13 protein-coding genes are annotated in these 13,960 nt (G+C 70.7%); 6 read left to right on the forward strand and 7 right to left on the reverse strand.

All coding sequences use genetic code 11. From position 1 onward, the window contains the following. Positions 1 to 179: 179 nt before the first annotated feature. The 3 genes from OG766_RS07510 (at position 180) to tyrS (ending at position 4,635) form a co-directional block, all read left to right on the forward strand. Entirely contained in the window at positions 180 to 1,703 is a 1,524-nt protein-coding gene (locus OG766_RS07510; protein ID WP_266375168.1) for a TldD/PmbA family protein, read from the forward strand. 186 nt (positions 1,704 to 1,889) lie between these two features. After that, entirely contained in the window at positions 1,890 to 3,281 is a 1,392-nt protein-coding gene (locus OG766_RS07515) for a metallopeptidase TldD-related protein (RefSeq protein ID WP_266375166.1), read from the forward strand. Positions 3,282 to 3,366: 85 nt separating this feature from the next. Continuing rightward, positions 3,367 to 4,635 (forward strand): tyrosine--tRNA ligase, encoded by a 1,269-nt coding sequence (tyrS, locus tag OG766_RS07520; RefSeq protein ID WP_328724848.1) that lies wholly within the window; start codon positions 3,367 to 3,369, stop codon positions 4,633 to 4,635. Between the two features lie 206 nt (positions 4,636 to 4,841). On the opposite strand, the gene OG766_RS07525 is transcribed toward tyrS, so the two are convergent. Then, positions 4,842 to 5,117 (reverse strand): GlsB/YeaQ/YmgE family stress response membrane protein, encoded by a 276-nt coding sequence (locus tag OG766_RS07525; RefSeq protein WP_266375162.1) that lies wholly within the window; start codon positions 5,115 to 5,117, stop codon positions 4,842 to 4,844. Between the two features lie 218 nt (positions 5,118 to 5,335). Between OG766_RS07525 and OG766_RS07530 the strand changes: the two genes are divergently transcribed. Together OG766_RS07530 and OG766_RS07535 are read left to right on the forward strand one after the other, a co-directional pair. Continuing rightward, entirely contained in the window at positions 5,336 to 5,755 is a 420-nt protein-coding gene (locus OG766_RS07530; RefSeq protein ID WP_266375160.1) for a DUF3099 domain-containing protein, read from the forward strand. Positions 5,756 to 5,957: 202 nt separating this feature from the next. Then, positions 5,958 to 6,197, forward strand: a complete 240-nt coding sequence (locus OG766_RS07535) for a hypothetical protein (protein ID WP_266375158.1) — start codon at positions 5,958 to 5,960, stop codon at positions 6,195 to 6,197. Here OG766_RS07535 and moaA read toward each other — a convergent pair. The 3 genes from moaA to OG766_RS07550 all read right to left on the reverse strand — a co-directional run bounded on the left by moaA (position 6,180) and on the right by OG766_RS07550 (position 9,341). Continuing rightward, the gene (gene moaA / locus OG766_RS07540) at positions 6,180 to 7,169 is read right to left on the reverse strand and encodes a GTP 3',8-cyclase MoaA (RefSeq protein ID WP_266375156.1); all 990 of its coding nucleotides are present in this window, start codon (positions 7,167 to 7,169) and stop codon (positions 6,180 to 6,182) included. The two genes, OG766_RS07535 and moaA, sit on opposite strands and share 18 nt — an antisense overlap. A gap of 175 nt (positions 7,170 to 7,344) precedes the next feature. Next, positions 7,345 to 8,979 (reverse strand): solute symporter family protein, encoded by a 1,635-nt coding sequence (locus tag OG766_RS07545; RefSeq protein WP_266375154.1) that lies wholly within the window; start codon positions 8,977 to 8,979, stop codon positions 7,345 to 7,347. After that, positions 8,976 to 9,341: a DUF485 domain-containing protein gene (locus OG766_RS07550; protein ID WP_266375153.1), complete on the reverse strand. Its 366-nt coding sequence runs from the start codon at positions 9,339 to 9,341 to the stop codon at positions 8,976 to 8,978. The genes OG766_RS07545 and OG766_RS07550 overlap by 4 nt, the downstream gene beginning before the upstream one ends. A 242-nt stretch (positions 9,342 to 9,583) precedes the next feature. Between OG766_RS07550 and OG766_RS07555 the strand changes: the two genes are divergently transcribed. Further along, positions 9,584 to 11,122, forward strand: a complete 1,539-nt coding sequence (locus OG766_RS07555; RefSeq protein ID WP_328724850.1) for a S8 family peptidase — start codon at positions 9,584 to 9,586, stop codon at positions 11,120 to 11,122. Positions 11,123 to 11,230: 108 nt separating this feature from the next. Here OG766_RS07555 and OG766_RS07560 read toward each other — a convergent pair whose 3' ends face one another. From OG766_RS07560 to OG766_RS07570, 3 genes are read right to left on the reverse strand one after another with little or no spacing between them, the layout of a single operon-like run. Further along, positions 11,231 to 12,274 (reverse strand): zinc-dependent alcohol dehydrogenase family protein, encoded by a 1,044-nt coding sequence (locus OG766_RS07560; protein ID WP_266375151.1) that lies wholly within the window; start codon positions 12,272 to 12,274, stop codon positions 11,231 to 11,233. Positions 12,275 to 12,313: 39 nt separating this feature from the next. Beyond that, positions 12,314 to 13,000, reverse strand: coding sequence for a lysoplasmalogenase (locus OG766_RS07565; RefSeq protein WP_443045459.1), 687 nt, complete (start codon positions 12,998 to 13,000; stop codon positions 12,314 to 12,316). After that, on the reverse strand, positions 12,997 to 13,926 hold the full coding sequence (locus OG766_RS07570; RefSeq protein ID WP_266375150.1) for a sterol desaturase family protein: 930 nt from the start codon (positions 13,924 to 13,926) through the stop codon (positions 12,997 to 12,999). Before OG766_RS07570 ends, OG766_RS07565 begins: the two co-directional genes overlap by 4 nt. Positions 13,927 to 13,960 lie beyond the last annotated feature (34 nt).

Here is a 13,960-nt window from a genome sequence, read left to right on the forward strand (position 1 = left end):
TCTTGTCCTGCAAAAACCTATCGGTACCGCCCATCGTCCAGGGGATCGACCCCTGACAGTGGCGTACCGGATGCGCTGTCGGGTCCCTACAGAAAGCGGTAGGCAGCGGGCACCCGGGCGCGACATGATCGGGGCGACCGGTCTGGTGACGACGGGTCCGACCAGGACAGGAGACATTCGTGGCTCATTCCATCGACGAAGCCTTCACGGCCTTGCCGCTGCGGGCGCTCGCCGACGCGGCGCTCGCTCGGGCCCGTGCGCTCGGCGCCGAGCATGCCGACTTCCGGCTGGAGCGGGTGCGCAGCGCGGCGTGGCGGCTGCGGGACGCCAAACCCTCCGGCTCGTCCGACACCACCGATCTGGGGTACGCGGTGCGGGTCGTGCACGGCGGGGCGTGGGGGTTCGCCTCCGGCGTCGATCTGACCATGGACGCCGCGGCCAGGGTCGCGGGCCAGGCGGTGGCGATGGCGAAGCTGTCGGCGAAGGTGATCGCGGCGGCCGGGTCCGACGAGCGCGTGGAGCTGGCGGAGGAGCCGGTGCACGCGGAGCGTACGTGGATCTCCTCGTACGAGATCGATCCGTTCACGGTCGCCGGCGAGGAGAAGTCCGGGCTGCTGGCGGACTGGAGCGCGCGGCTGCTGCGGGCGGACGGTGTGGCGCACGTGGACGCCTCGCTGCTGACCGTGCACGAGAACAAGTTCTACGCGGACACGGCGGGCACGGTCACCACCCAGCAGCGGGTACGGCTCCATCCGCAGCTCACGGCCGTCGCCGTGGACGAGACGACCGGCGAGTTCGACTCGATGCGCACCATCGCGCCACCGGCCGGCCGCGGCTGGGAGTATCTGACCGGCACGGGCTGGGACTGGGACTCCGAGCTGGAGGAGATCCCGGGGCTGCTCGCGGAGAAGATGCGGGCGCCGAGCGTCGAGGCGGGCCGGTACGACCTGGTCGTGGACCCGTCCAATCTGTGGCTGACGATCCACGAGTCGATCGGCCACGCCACCGAGCTGGACCGGGCGCTGGGCTACGAGGCGGCGTACGCGGGCACCTCCTTCGCCACCTTCGACCAGCTGGGCAAGCTGCGCTACGGCTCGTCGGTGATGAACGTGACCGGCGACCGGACCGCGGAGCACGGTCTCGCGACGATCGGGTACGACGACGAGGGCGTCGAGGCGCAGAGCTGGGACCTGGTCAAGGACGGCACGCTCGTCGGCTACCAGCTCGACCGGCGCATCGCGAAGCTGACGGGCCTCGGCCGCTCCAACGGCTGTGCGTTCGCGGACTCCCCCGGGCACGTTCCGGTGCAGCGCATGGCGAACGTCTCGCTGCAGCCGGAGCCGGGCGGACTGTCGACGGAGGACCTGATCGGCGGGGTGGAGCGCGGCATCTACGTGGTCGGGGACCGGTCCTGGTCGATCGACATGCAGCGCTACAACTTCCAGTTCACCGGGCAGCGCTTCTACCGGATCGAGAACGGCCGGCTCGCCGGGCAGCTGCGCGACGTCGCCTACCAGGCGACGACGACGGACTTCTGGGGCTCGATGGAGAAGGTCGGCGGGCCGCAGACGTACGTCCTCGGCGGCGCCTTCAACTGCGGCAAGGCCCAGCCGGGCCAGGTCGCGGCGGTGTCGCACGGCTGCCCGTCCGCCCTCTTCCGCGGCGTGAACATCCTGAACACCACGCAGGAGGCGGGCCGATGACCCCGGACCGCACCCGCACCGCCCCCCGCCGGGGGTCCGGGGGCCGTCCCCCGGGACAGCACAGCCTGAACACCACGCAGGAGGCGGGCCGATGACCCCGGACCGCACCCGCACCGCCCCCCGCCGGGGGTCCGGGGGTCGACCCCCGGGAACGCACAGTCCCAACACCACCCAGGAGGCCGGTCGATGAGCCCCGTCAGCAAGCCGCACGAGATCGTCGAGCGCGCACTCGACCTGTCCACCGCCGACGGCTGTGTGGTCATCGCCGACGAGCACTCGTCGGCCAATCTGCGCTGGGCCGGCAACGCGCTCACCACGAACGGCGTGACCCGGGGCCGCACCCTCACCGTGATCGCCACCGTGGACGGTGCGCAGGGCACCGCGTCCGGGGTGGTGACGCGGTCGGCGGTGACGGCCGAGGACCTGGAGCCGCTGGTCCGGGCCGCCGAGGCCGCGGCCCGCACGGCGGGGGCGGCGGAGGACGCACAGCCGCTGGTGACCGGCGTCCCGGTGTCGGGGGACTTCACCGACGCGCCGGCCGAGACCTCCTCGGCCGTCTTCACCGACTTCGCACCCGCGCTCGGCGAGGCCTTCGCCCGCGCCCGGTCCGGCGGCCGTGAGCTGTACGGCTTCGCCAACCACGAGCTGACCTCGACGTATCTCGGTACGTCGACGGGCGTACGGCTCCGCCACGACCAGCCCAACGGCACGCTGGAGCTGAACGCCAAGTCGCCCGACCGCAGCCGCTCGGCCTGGGCCGGCCGTTCCACGCGCGACTTCAAGGACGTCGACCCGGCGGCGCTGGACGGTGAGCTCGCGACCCGGCTGGGCTGGGCCGAGCGCCGTATCGACCTGCCCGCGGGCCGGTACGAGACCCTGCTTCCGCCGACCGCCGTCGCCGACCTGCTGATCTACCAGCTGTGGTCGTCCTCGGGCCGGGACGCCGTCGAGGGCCGCACGGTCTTCTCCAAGCCGGGCGGTGGCACCCGTATCGGCGAGTCGCTGTCCGGGCTGCCGCTCACGCTGCGCAGCGACCCGGACGAGCCGGGGCTGGAGTCCGCGCCGTTCGTGATCGCCCATTCCTCCGGCGACGACGCCTCGGTGTTCGACAACGGCCTGCCGCTGCCGGCGACCGAGTGGGTTCGGGAGGGCACGCTGAACCGGCTGATCACCACCCGGCACAGCGCGGGCCTGACCGGGCTGCCGGTCTCCCCCGCCGCCGGCAACCTGATCATGGACGCCGGCGGTGAGCGCTCCCTGGAGGAGATGGTCGCCTCGACCGGGCGGGGACTGCTGCTGACCTGCCTCTGGTACATCCGCGAGGTCGACCCGGCGACGCTGCTGCTGACCGGGCTGACCCGCGACGGCGTCTATCTCGTCGAGAACGGCGAGGTCGTCGGCGAGGTGAACAACTTCCGGTTCAACGAGTCGCCCGTCGATCTGCTGTCGCGGGCCGTGGAGGCCGGGCGCACGGAGAAGACGCTGCCGCGTGAGTGGAGCGACTGGTTCACCCGGGCCGCGATGCCCGCGCTGCGCATCCCGGACTTCAACATGAGCTCGGTCAGCCAGGGCGTATGAGCCCAGGGCCGAACCCATAGACTGCTAGACACCACCTGGGGCGACCATCACCCCTTTCTGCCTTTTCCGAGGAGATACCAGAACCGTGACGGACATCGTCGACGAGCTGAAGTGGCGCGGGCTGTTCGCCCTGTCCACCGACGAGGACGCTTTGCGCAAGGCGCTCGCGGACGGTCCCGTCACGTTCTATTGCGGCTTCGACCCGACCGCGCCCAGCCTGCACGTCGGGCATCTCGTGCAGGCGCTCACCATGCGCCGGCTGCAGCAGGCGGGGCACCGCCCGCTGGCGCTGGTGGGCGGGGCGACGGGTCAGATCGGCGACCCCAAGCCGACGGCGGAGCGCACGCTGAACGACCCGGAGACCGTCGCGGCGTGGGTGGAGCGGGTCCGCGCCCAGATCGAGCCGTTCCTGTCCTTCGAGGGCGAGAACGCGGCGGTCATGGTCAACAACCTGGACTGGACGGCGGGCATGTCCGCCATCGAGTTCCTGCGGGACATCGGCAAGCACTTCCGCGTCAACAAGATGCTGACGAAGGACTCGGTCGCGCGCCGGCTGGAGTCCGACCAGGGCATCAGCTACACGGAGTTCAGCTACCAGCTGCTTCAGGGCATGGACTTCCTGGAGCTGTACAGGCGCTACGGCTGCACCCTGCAGCAGGGCGGCAGCGACCAGTGGGGCAATCTGACCGCGGGTCTGGACCTGATTCACCGTCTGGAGCCGCACGCGAGCGCCCACGCGCTGGCGACGCCGCTGATGACCAAGGCCGACGGCACCAAGTTCGGCAAGACCGAGGGCGGCGCCGTCTGGCTGGACCCGGAGATGACGACGCCGTACGCGTTCTACCAGTTCTGGCTGAACGTGGACGACCGGGACGTCTCGACGTACATGCGCATCCTCAGCTTCCAGAGCCGTGGGGAGCTGGAGGAGCTGGAGAAGCTCACCGAGGAGCGTCCGCAGGCGCGTGCCGCGCAGCGTGCGCTCGCCGAGGAGCTGACGACCCTGGTGCACGGCGCCGACCAGTGCGCGGCGGTCATCGCCGCCTCGAAGGCGCTCTTCGGTCAGGGTGAGCTGGGGGAGCTGGACGAGGCGACCCTGAGCGCGGCGCTCTCCGAGCTGCCGCACGCCCGGGTGAGCGCGCCCGCCGCGGTGGCGGACCTCTTCGCGGAGGTCGGTCTGGTGGCGAGCAAGTCGGCCGCCCGCCGCACCATCAAGGAGGGCGGGGCCTACGTGAACAACGCGAAGGTGACCGCCGAGGACGCCGTGCCGGCCGCCGAGGACCTGCTGCACGGGCGCTGGCTCGTGCTGCGCCGCGGCAAGAAGAACCTGGCCGCGGTCGAGGTCACGGCCGGCTGACACGACGGGCTGACACGACGGACGGCGCGTGTCCCGCGTGACACCGCGAGCGTCACGCGTGACATGGCACAGCGCACGTGTCACACATGACATCGCGCGCGTCCCGTGTGACACCTCGGAACACCACGGCAGCGGCCGGGTGGGAGATCGTTCCCACCCGGCCGCTGCCGTGTCCGTGGCCCGTCGGGCGGCTCCTGCGTCCGCCCTCAGGCCGCTTGTTTTCTGCCGCGCAAGGACGCGTAGAGCATGTCACCGAGGCCGACGATGACCAGGGCGGCGACGATCTGCAGGGCGTGCCGGCCCCAGTCGATGCCCGGTGTCTCCTCGATTCCGAACGCCCCGGCAAGGGCGTTTCCGACGATGCCGCCGATGATGCCGAAGATCGTGATCAGCCAGAGCGGACTGTGCTGCTTCCCCGGCAGGATCGCCTTGGCCAGCAGGCCCAGCACGAATCCGACAATGATCGCCCACAACCAGCTCATGGCTGCCTCCCGGTTTCGGATCGACGTGAGCCGTTATCGGCTAGTTTCGGCGTATCCGCCATACGGCGCATGTCGGACAGATATGTGCGCGGTACACGGTGATGTGGTCCGCCCAGGTCGGGCGGGACCCGGTCTCGAATGCGACGCAGCCGCGGCGTACCGTTGAAGCAGGTCCGGGCCGGGGAGAGTCCGGCGCGGCGATCGGGCGGTGGAACGGCATGTGGAAGCACAAGGAGCCCGAGGTCTTCAGGATCACCGGAGCCCGCCAGGGACTGGCCGACGACGTGCGCGGCAGGCAGCGCCGCTATGTGATCTCGATGTCGATCCGGACCCTCGCGGTGATCCTCGCCGCGGTGCTGTGGAACGTCGAGCAGCATGTGGCGATCGTGGCGCTGGTGCTCGGTGCGGCACTGCCGTACATCTCCGTGGTGATCGCCAACGCGGGCCGCGAGAGCGCGCCGAAGCCACTGTCCACCTTCGTACCGGCCCCCACGCGGCCGATGCTCGAGACCTCCGCCGCGGCGGAGGCGCCCACGGCGGACCGGACAGCGGACAAGGCGGCGGACAAGGCGGATGGGGATCCGGATCCGGAATCCGCCGCCGAGGACACGGCGGACCGGACGATCAGGCACGCCTGACCGCGGGCCGGGCGAGGGCGAGGAACCGTGCCGCGCAATGCTCAAGAAAAGCTCAGATCAATCATGAAGTTCCGGTGCACCGCGGGCCGTTTCGCGTGACATACTGCCTGTGCGCTCCGCATCCCCCGTCGGAGCGACGGACCGACGCCGGGCAGCTCCCCCCGTGGCTGCTCGGCGTCGCCACGTTGTGGACAATGATCCGGTGAGTACCGACGCGGTGAGTGCCGAGACCCCGATCTGTTCCGCCAAGGGCTGTCGAGCCGCCGCCGTCTGGGTGCTGGCGTGGAACAACCCGAAGCTGCACACGCCGGAGCGCCGCAAGACCTGGCTCGCGTGCGACGAACACCGCGAGCACCTGTCACAGTTCCTGGGCGTCCGGGGGTTCCTGAAGGACGTCGTGACGCTCGACGAGTGGGAGCGGAGGTCAGCCGCCGATGGCTGACATGGGGCGCCGGGGCTGAAGGAACTCCGGGTCGTCCAGGCCCGATCCCGCCTTCTTCCCCCACATGGCGAGCTTCCAGATCCGGGCGATCTCCTCGTCCGGCGCGCCGGAGCGCAGAGCGCCGCGCAGATCGGTCTCCTCCTGGGCGAACAGGCAGGTGCGGACCTGCCCGTCGGCGGTGAGCCGGGTGCGGTCGCAGGCGCTGCAGAAGGGCCGGGTGACGGAGGCGATGACACCGACCCGGTGGGGTCCGCCGTCGACGATCCAGCGCTCGGCGGGCGCGGAGCCGCGTGCCCCGTCGTCCTCGGGGGTCAGCTCGAAGCGGGTACGCAGCGACTGCAGGATGTCACCCGCGGTGATCATCCCGTCGCGCTTCCAGCCGTGCTGGGCGTCGAGCGGCATCTGCTCGATGAAGCGCAGCTCGTAGTCGTGCTCGACGGCCCAGGCGAGCAGCTCGGGAGCCTCGTCGTCGTTGAGCCCGGGCATCAGGACCGTGTTGACCTTGACCGGTGTCAGACCGGCGTCGCGGGCGGCCAGCAGGCCCTCCAGCACGTCGTGGTGCCGGTCACGGCGGGTGAGGGTCTTGAAGACGTCGGGGCGGAGGGTGTCGAGGGAGACGTTGACCCGGTCCAGCCCGGCGGCCCGGAGGGCCGACGCGGTGCGCCTGAGCCCGATGCCGTTGGTGGTCAGCGACATCCTGGGGCGGGGCTCCAGGGCTGCGCAGCGCTCGACGATGCCGACCAGACCGGGCCGCAGCAGCGGCTCCCCGCCGGTGAAGCGGACCTCGGTGATCCCGAGGCCGGTGACGGCGATGCGGACCAGGCGCACGATCTCGTCGTCGTCGAGCAGGGACGACTTGGTGAGCCATTGCAGGCCCTCTTCGGGCATGCAGTAGCTGCACCTCAGATTGCACCGGTCCGTGAGGGAGACCCTCAGGTCGGTGGCCACACGGCCGTAGGTGTCGATGAGCACTGCAGGCCCCCTCCCTGGTGTCCGCACATACGGGTACGCGTATATGAGCGAGCCTACGCGAGACCCCTGACAGCGGCAGCTGCCGTTTGCCACGAGGTACGGCGCGGCCGCGTCGTAGGACCCTACGAGGGACCCTACGGCGCGGCCGGGCTCATGCGTGTGACGGTTTGCTCTCTCAGTGGGCGCCGACGCCTGTGAGGGACTTGACCTCCAGCTCGGCGTACTTGCCCTTGTCCGGCTCCTCCTTGGAGAGCAGGGTGCCGAGCCAGCCGAGCAGGAAGCCCAGCGGGATGGAGACGAGGCCGGGGTTCTCCAGCGGGAACCAGGCGAAGTCCGCCGACGGGAACATCGAGGTGGGCTTGCCGGAGACGACCGGGGAGAAGAGCACGAGCAGCACCGACGAGGTCAGGCCGCCGTAGATCGACCAGAGAGCACCCTGCGTGGTGAACCTCTTCCAGAAGAGGCTGTAGAGGATCGTCGGCAGGTTGGCGGAGGCGGCGACCGCGAAGGCGAGCGCCACCAGGCCGGCCACGTTCAGGTCGCGGGCCATGGCGCCGAGCGCGATGGAGACGATGCCGATGAGGACGGTCGCCCAGCGGGCCGCGCGGAGCTCCTCCTTCTCGGTGGCCTGCCCGCGGCGGATGACGTTGGCGTAGATGTCGTGCGCGAAGGACGACGAGGACGCCAGGGTGAGTCCGGCGACGACGGCGAGGATGGTGGCGAAGGCGACCGCCGAGATCACGGCGAGCAGGATCGCGCCGCCCGCCGAGTCCGTACCGCCGATGTACAGGGCGAGCAGTGGTGCCGCCGTGTTGCCTGCCTTGTTGGAGGCGGTGATCTCCTCGGGCCCGACGATCGCCGCCGCGCCGAAGCCGAGCGCGATCGTCATCAGGTAGAACGCGCCGATGATGCCGATGGCCCAGATGACCGACTTACGGGCGGCCTTGGCGGTGGGCACCGTGTAGAAGCGGATCAGGATGTGCGGCAGGCCGGCGGTGCCGAGCACCAGTGCGATGCCGAGGGAGATGAAGTCCAGCTTGGAAGTGCCGGTGGCGCCGTACTTGAGGCCGGGCTCCAGGAACGCCGCGCCCTTGCCGCTCTTCTCGGCGGCCGTGCCGAGCAGGTCGGAGATGTTGAAGTTGAACTTCAGCAGCACCAGGAAGGTGATGAGCAGGGTGCCCGCGATCAGGAGGACGGCCTTGACCATCTGCACCCAGGTGGTGCCCTTCATGCCGCCGATGGTGACGTAGAGGATCATCAGTACGCCGACGAGGCCGACGATCGCGATCTTCCCGGCGTCGGTGGTGATGCCGAGCAGCAGCGAGACGAGGACGCCCGCGCCCGCCATCTGGGCGAGCAGGTAGAAGATCGAGACGACGATCGTGGACGTTCCCGCGGCGGTGCGGACCGGTCGCTGGCGCATGCGGTACGCGAGGACGTCGCCCATGGTGAACCGGCCCGAGTTGCGCAGCGGTTCGGCGACGAGCAGCAGGGCGACCAGCCAGGCGACGAGGAAGCCGATGGAGTACAGGAAGCCGTCGTACCCGAAGAGGGCGATGGCGCCGGCGATGCCGAGGAAGGACGCGGCGGACATGTAGTCGCCGGAGATGGCGAGGCCGTTCTGGAAGCCGGTGAACTGGCGGCCGCCGGCGTAGAAGTCGGCGGCGTCCTTGGTCTGCCGGCCCGCCCAGACGGTGATGCACAGCGTCGCGACGACGAAGGCCGCGAAAAGTGTGATGATCAGCGGCCGGTGCTCGGTGGTGGCACTCGACGCGGCGACCTGGACGGTGTGGAGCGTGGTGCTGCTCATGCGTCGGCCTCCATACGGGACTTGATCGCTTCCGCCTTGGGGTCGAGCTTCTCGGCCGCGTGCCGCGCATAGAGCCAGGCGATGAGGAAGGTGGTGGCGAACTGGGCGAGGCCGAAGACGAAGGCCACGTTGATGTTGCCGAAGAGCTTGGTGCCCATGAAGCCGCCCGCGTAGTTGGACAGCAGGACGTACAGCAGGTACCAGGCGATGAAGGCGACGGTCAGGGGGAAGGCGAAGGAACGGTACGTGCGGCGCAGTTCGCCGAATTCCGCACCCTCCTGCACCTCGACGAACTGCTCGGTCGTGGGCTGGGCAGGACCGGTGTCCTTGCCGGTGCTGGGTGGCGGTGCATCGGTAGCCACGGAATCTCCTTGCGAGGCGGGTGCGACAGGCGATGGGCGGACGGGTTCTCACAACGGCACGGGGCGCACCGCCGAGTGGTTCACCCTCGGCCCTTTTCCCATCCGGCTTTTCCGACGAACTTTCTGTCCGAAGTCCCGGAAGTCGTTGATGTGTCCGGATGATCGGCGATAACTTCACTCGTCATGTACCCGCCCATTCGCACGGGGTGTCTGGGCGGCCCACCGGATGATGTGGAGACCCCATGGCTCATCTGCGATCCAGACGGACGCGCGCAATAGCTCTGCCCGCCGGTCTGGCGCTCACGGCCTCACTCGGATTCCTGCCCGCGGGGGCGGCGACCGCCGCCCCCGCGGACGACACGCCCGTCGCCGTCTCGACCAACGGCCCGAAGCTGTCGTACGTCGTCAACACCGACGGCGGTCACTCGACCGTCGCCAAGGTGAAGCGGGCGGTCGAGAAGGCCGGCGGCACGGTGGTGACTGCCTACGACCAGATCGGCGTCATCGTCGTCCACTCGCAGAACCCTGACTTCGCCCAGCAGATCCGCACGGTGAAGGGCGTCGCGTCGGCCGGCGCCACCCGCACCAACCCGCTGGTCCCGCAGCAGGACAACGCCATCGAGGCCGAACAGCCCCTGACCGCCGCTCAGGCGAAGGCGGCCGCGGCCAAGGCGACGGACGAGCAGGACCCGCTGGAGCCCCTGCAGTGGGACCTGCCCGCCATCAAGGCCGACAAGGCCCACCAGCGCTCGCTGGGCAGCAGCAAGGTCACGGTCGCCGTCCTGGACTCGGGTGTCGACGACACCCACCCCGACATCGCGCCGAACTTCGACCGCCGGGCTTCCGCGAACTGCGTGAGCGGCGTGCCCGTCACGGAGAACGACGCATGGCGTCCGGCCGCGGACGAGAGCGACCACGGCATGCACGTGGCGGGCACCATCGCCGCCGCGAAGAACGGTTTCGGGGTCACCGGCGTGGCGCCCGGAGTGAAGGTGTCCAGCCTCAAGGTGGCGAACCCGGACGGGTTCTTCTACACCGAGGCGGTCCTCTGCGGCTTCGTCTGGGCCGCGGACCACGGCGCCGACGTGACGAACAACAGCTACTACGTCGACCCGTGGCTGTACAACTGCAAGAACGACGAGGACCAGAAGGCCCTGGTCGAGACCCTCGCGCGGGCCACCAGGTACGCGGAGCGCAAGGGCGTGGTGAACGTCGCCGCGGCCGGCAACTCCCGTGCCGACCTCGCCGCCGACCAGGTCACCGACACGACGAGCCCGAACGACACCACGCCGGTCTCACGGGTCGTCAACCCGCGCGAGTGCCCGGACATCCCGGCCATGCTGCCGGGTGTGGTGACGGTGTCGGCGACCGGGGCCAAGGGCATCAAGTCGTCCTACTCGAACTACGGCAACGGGATCGTGGACATCACGGCGCCGGGCGGTGACTCCACCGCCCTCCAGCCGCCGGAGGCCCCCGCCACCAGCGGGCTGATCCTCTCGACCACGTTCCGGGGCGGCCACACCTGGAACTACAAGGCGGGCACGTCGATGGCGTCCCCGCATGTCGCGGGCGTCGTCGCGCTCATCAAGTCGAAGCACCCGCGCCTCTCGGCGGCCGGTGTGAAGGCGCTGCTGTACGCACAGGCCGACGACCGCTCCTGCACCAACCCGTACGACATCAACGGCGACGGAACGGTCGACGCGGTGTGTGAGGGCGGCAAGAGCAAGAACGGCTTCTACGGGGCCGGGATGGCGGACGCGCTGGACGCGGTGCGCTGGTAGGCACGCGCCGTCAGGCACCTGTCGGTGGCCACGTACGCATGAGGGGCCCGGGCGTGAGCGATCACGTCCGGGCCCTTCGTGGGTACGGGCGCGGTTGCCCGGCGTGGCTCACGGCCTGACGAGGACCTTCAGCGCGGTGCGTTCGTCCATGGCGCGGTAGCCGCGGGGCACGTCCTCCAGGCCGACCGTCAGGTCGAAGACCGGTGACGGGTCGATCGTGCCGTCCAGGACGTCGGGGAGCAGTTCGGGGATGTAGGCGCGGACCGGGGCGACACCGCCGCGCAGCGCGATGTTGCGGTCGAACATGACGCCGAGGTCGAGGCCGGTGCCGCTGCCGTGCGGGACGCCGACGTAGCCGATGGCGCCGCCGTCGCGGGTGATGCCGACGGCGGTGCGCATCGACTGCTCGGTGCCGACGGCCTCGATCACGGCCTGTGCGCCCTGGCCGCCGGTCAGCTCCCGTACGGCCGCCACCGCCTCCTCGCCGCGCACGGCGACGACGTCCGTGGCGCCGAAGGTCCGGGCGATGTCGGTGCGGACCTGGTGGCGGCCGAGCGCGATGATCCGCTCGGCGCCGAGCCGCTTCGCGGCGAGGACTCCGCACAGGCCCACGGCGCCGTCGCCGACGACCGCGACCGTACTGCCCGCGGTGACGCCCGCCCCGATAGCCGCGTGGTGGCCGGTGCCCAGGACGTCGGAGAGCGCGAGAAGGGCGGTCAGCAGTCGTTCGTCGGAGGCCGCGTCGGCGGGGAGCTTGACGAGCGTGCCCTCGGCGAACGGGACGCGCACGGCCTGGCCCTGGCCGCCGTCACTGCCGGGCGAGCCCCAGAAGCCGCCCTGCGGGCAGGACGTCTGCAGGCCCTCCGCGCAGTACGCGCAGGTGCCGTCGGACCAGACGAACGGGGCGACGACGAGATCACCGGGCGCGAAGCCGGACACCCCGGAGCCCGCCTCCTCGACCACGCCCAGGAACTCGTGGCCGATGCGCTGTCCCGGCTGCCGCTGCGACTCCCCGCGATAGGCCCACAGGTCGCTGCCGCAGACGCAGGCCAGGACGACACGCACGACGACGTCGGTCGGCTCCTGGAGTTTCGCGTCCGGCACCTCCTCCACACGCATGTCGAACGGGGCGTGGATGGTGGTGGCGCGCATGGCGGACGGATCCTTGCTCTTCGAACGGGGGTACGTGGTTCACCGTACGCCCCGGGCTCCGTGCTCGCTTGCGAGGGCCCCCGTCGTGAGCAGGTACTGGGCCGCGCCGTAGGTGAGCATGATCCAGAAGTCGGGCGCCGGGAGCTGCGGCCACTCGGCGATCCCGGTGGCGATGAGCATGTCCGAGAGCAGGAACAGCGCCCCGCCCGCGCCCGCCGTGCGGCCGAGCGCGCTCGACCGGTACGCCATGGCGGTGAGCAGCACCGAGTAGGCGACGAGGGGCACCCGCAGCCCGGCGGGGAGATCGGCCCACAGCAGTGCGACGGCGCCGGCGAGGACGGCGCCGTATCCGAGGCCGAGCGCCGGGCTCGTCCGCCGGCGTCCGAACAGCGCGAGATAGCAGCAGTGCCCGGCCGCGAAGGCTCCCATGCCGACGAGGAACGCCCCGTCCGTACCGGCCATCAGGAGCACGTCGCCCGCCCAGCCGAGCAGGAGCGCGGCGATCAGCGGCCGGGGGGCGTCGCGGACCGCCGCGTACGCCGCGAGCAGGGGCATCAGCAGCGGCTTGGCGATGTGGTGCCCGGTCTCCCACCCGGCGAGGAGCGAGGCGAGGTCGAGGAGCAGGGCGGCGGCGAAGCACACGGGCAGCAGCCGTGCCGCGGACTCCCGGCCGGGGCGGAGGCCGGCACGGCGTGCGTCACCGGCGGCACGGGCCGGCGCGCTCACGCGACGCGCTCCGCGGCGGCCGCGGGCGCCGGTGCCGCCTGCGCCGGCCCTGCCGGGGCGGCGGGCGCGGCGGCTTCGGCGGGCACGGCGGCTTCGGCGGGCTGCCATCCGGGCCCGCGGAACAACCGCCCCGTCAGCTCACGCCAGTTGCCCGCCGCCCGGACGTCCCGGGCGATGGAGACGTACTCGTGGGTGGCGACGCGCAGCGGGTTGTACGTCGCGATGTTCTTGGTGAGCCCGTACACGGGCCGCTCGGTCTCGGCCGCGAACGACCGGAAGAGCCGGTCCCAGACGATCAGGATCCCGCCGAAGTTCCGGTCGAGATAGCCGCCCTGGGAGGCGTGGTGGACCCGGTGGTGCGAGGGCGTGTTGAGGACGTACTCGAAGGGCCGCGGCAGTTTGCCGATCCGCTCGGTGTGGATCCAGAACTGGTAGACGAGGTTCACGGAGGAGCAGAACGCGAGGGCGGCCGGGTGCACCCCGCAGGCGATCATCGGGAGGTAGAACGGCCAGGAGCTGAACCCGGTCCACGGCTGGCGCAGCGCGGTGCTGAGGTTGAACTTCCGGCTGGAGTGGTGGACGACGTGGCAGGCCCACAGGATCCGGATGACGTGGTGGCCGCGGTGCGACCAGTAGTAGCAGAAGTCCTGCGCGAGCAGCATCAGCAGGACCGTCCACCACAGGACGGGCACGCGGAGCGGAGTGAGCTCGTACACCGCGGTGTAGATCGCGACGACGGGGATCTTCCACAGGAGGTCGAAGAAGAGGCTGCCGAGTCCCATGCCGATGCTGGTGGCGGCGTCCTTGGCCGCGTAGCCGGCGGCGTCCTCGTCGGGATGGAGCCGGTAGCTGACCATCTCCAGGACGGTGAGCAGGACGAAGGCGGGTATCGACCACAGCACGACGTCGGGCAGGTTCGGCGGCATGCGGGCACCGTAGAGGCGGGTGCGGTGGCTCGGC

It is taken from the genome of Streptomyces sp. NBC_00259 (genome assembly GCF_036181745.1).
GTDB lineage: Bacteria > Actinomycetota > Actinomycetes > Streptomycetales > Streptomycetaceae > Streptomyces > Streptomyces pratisoli.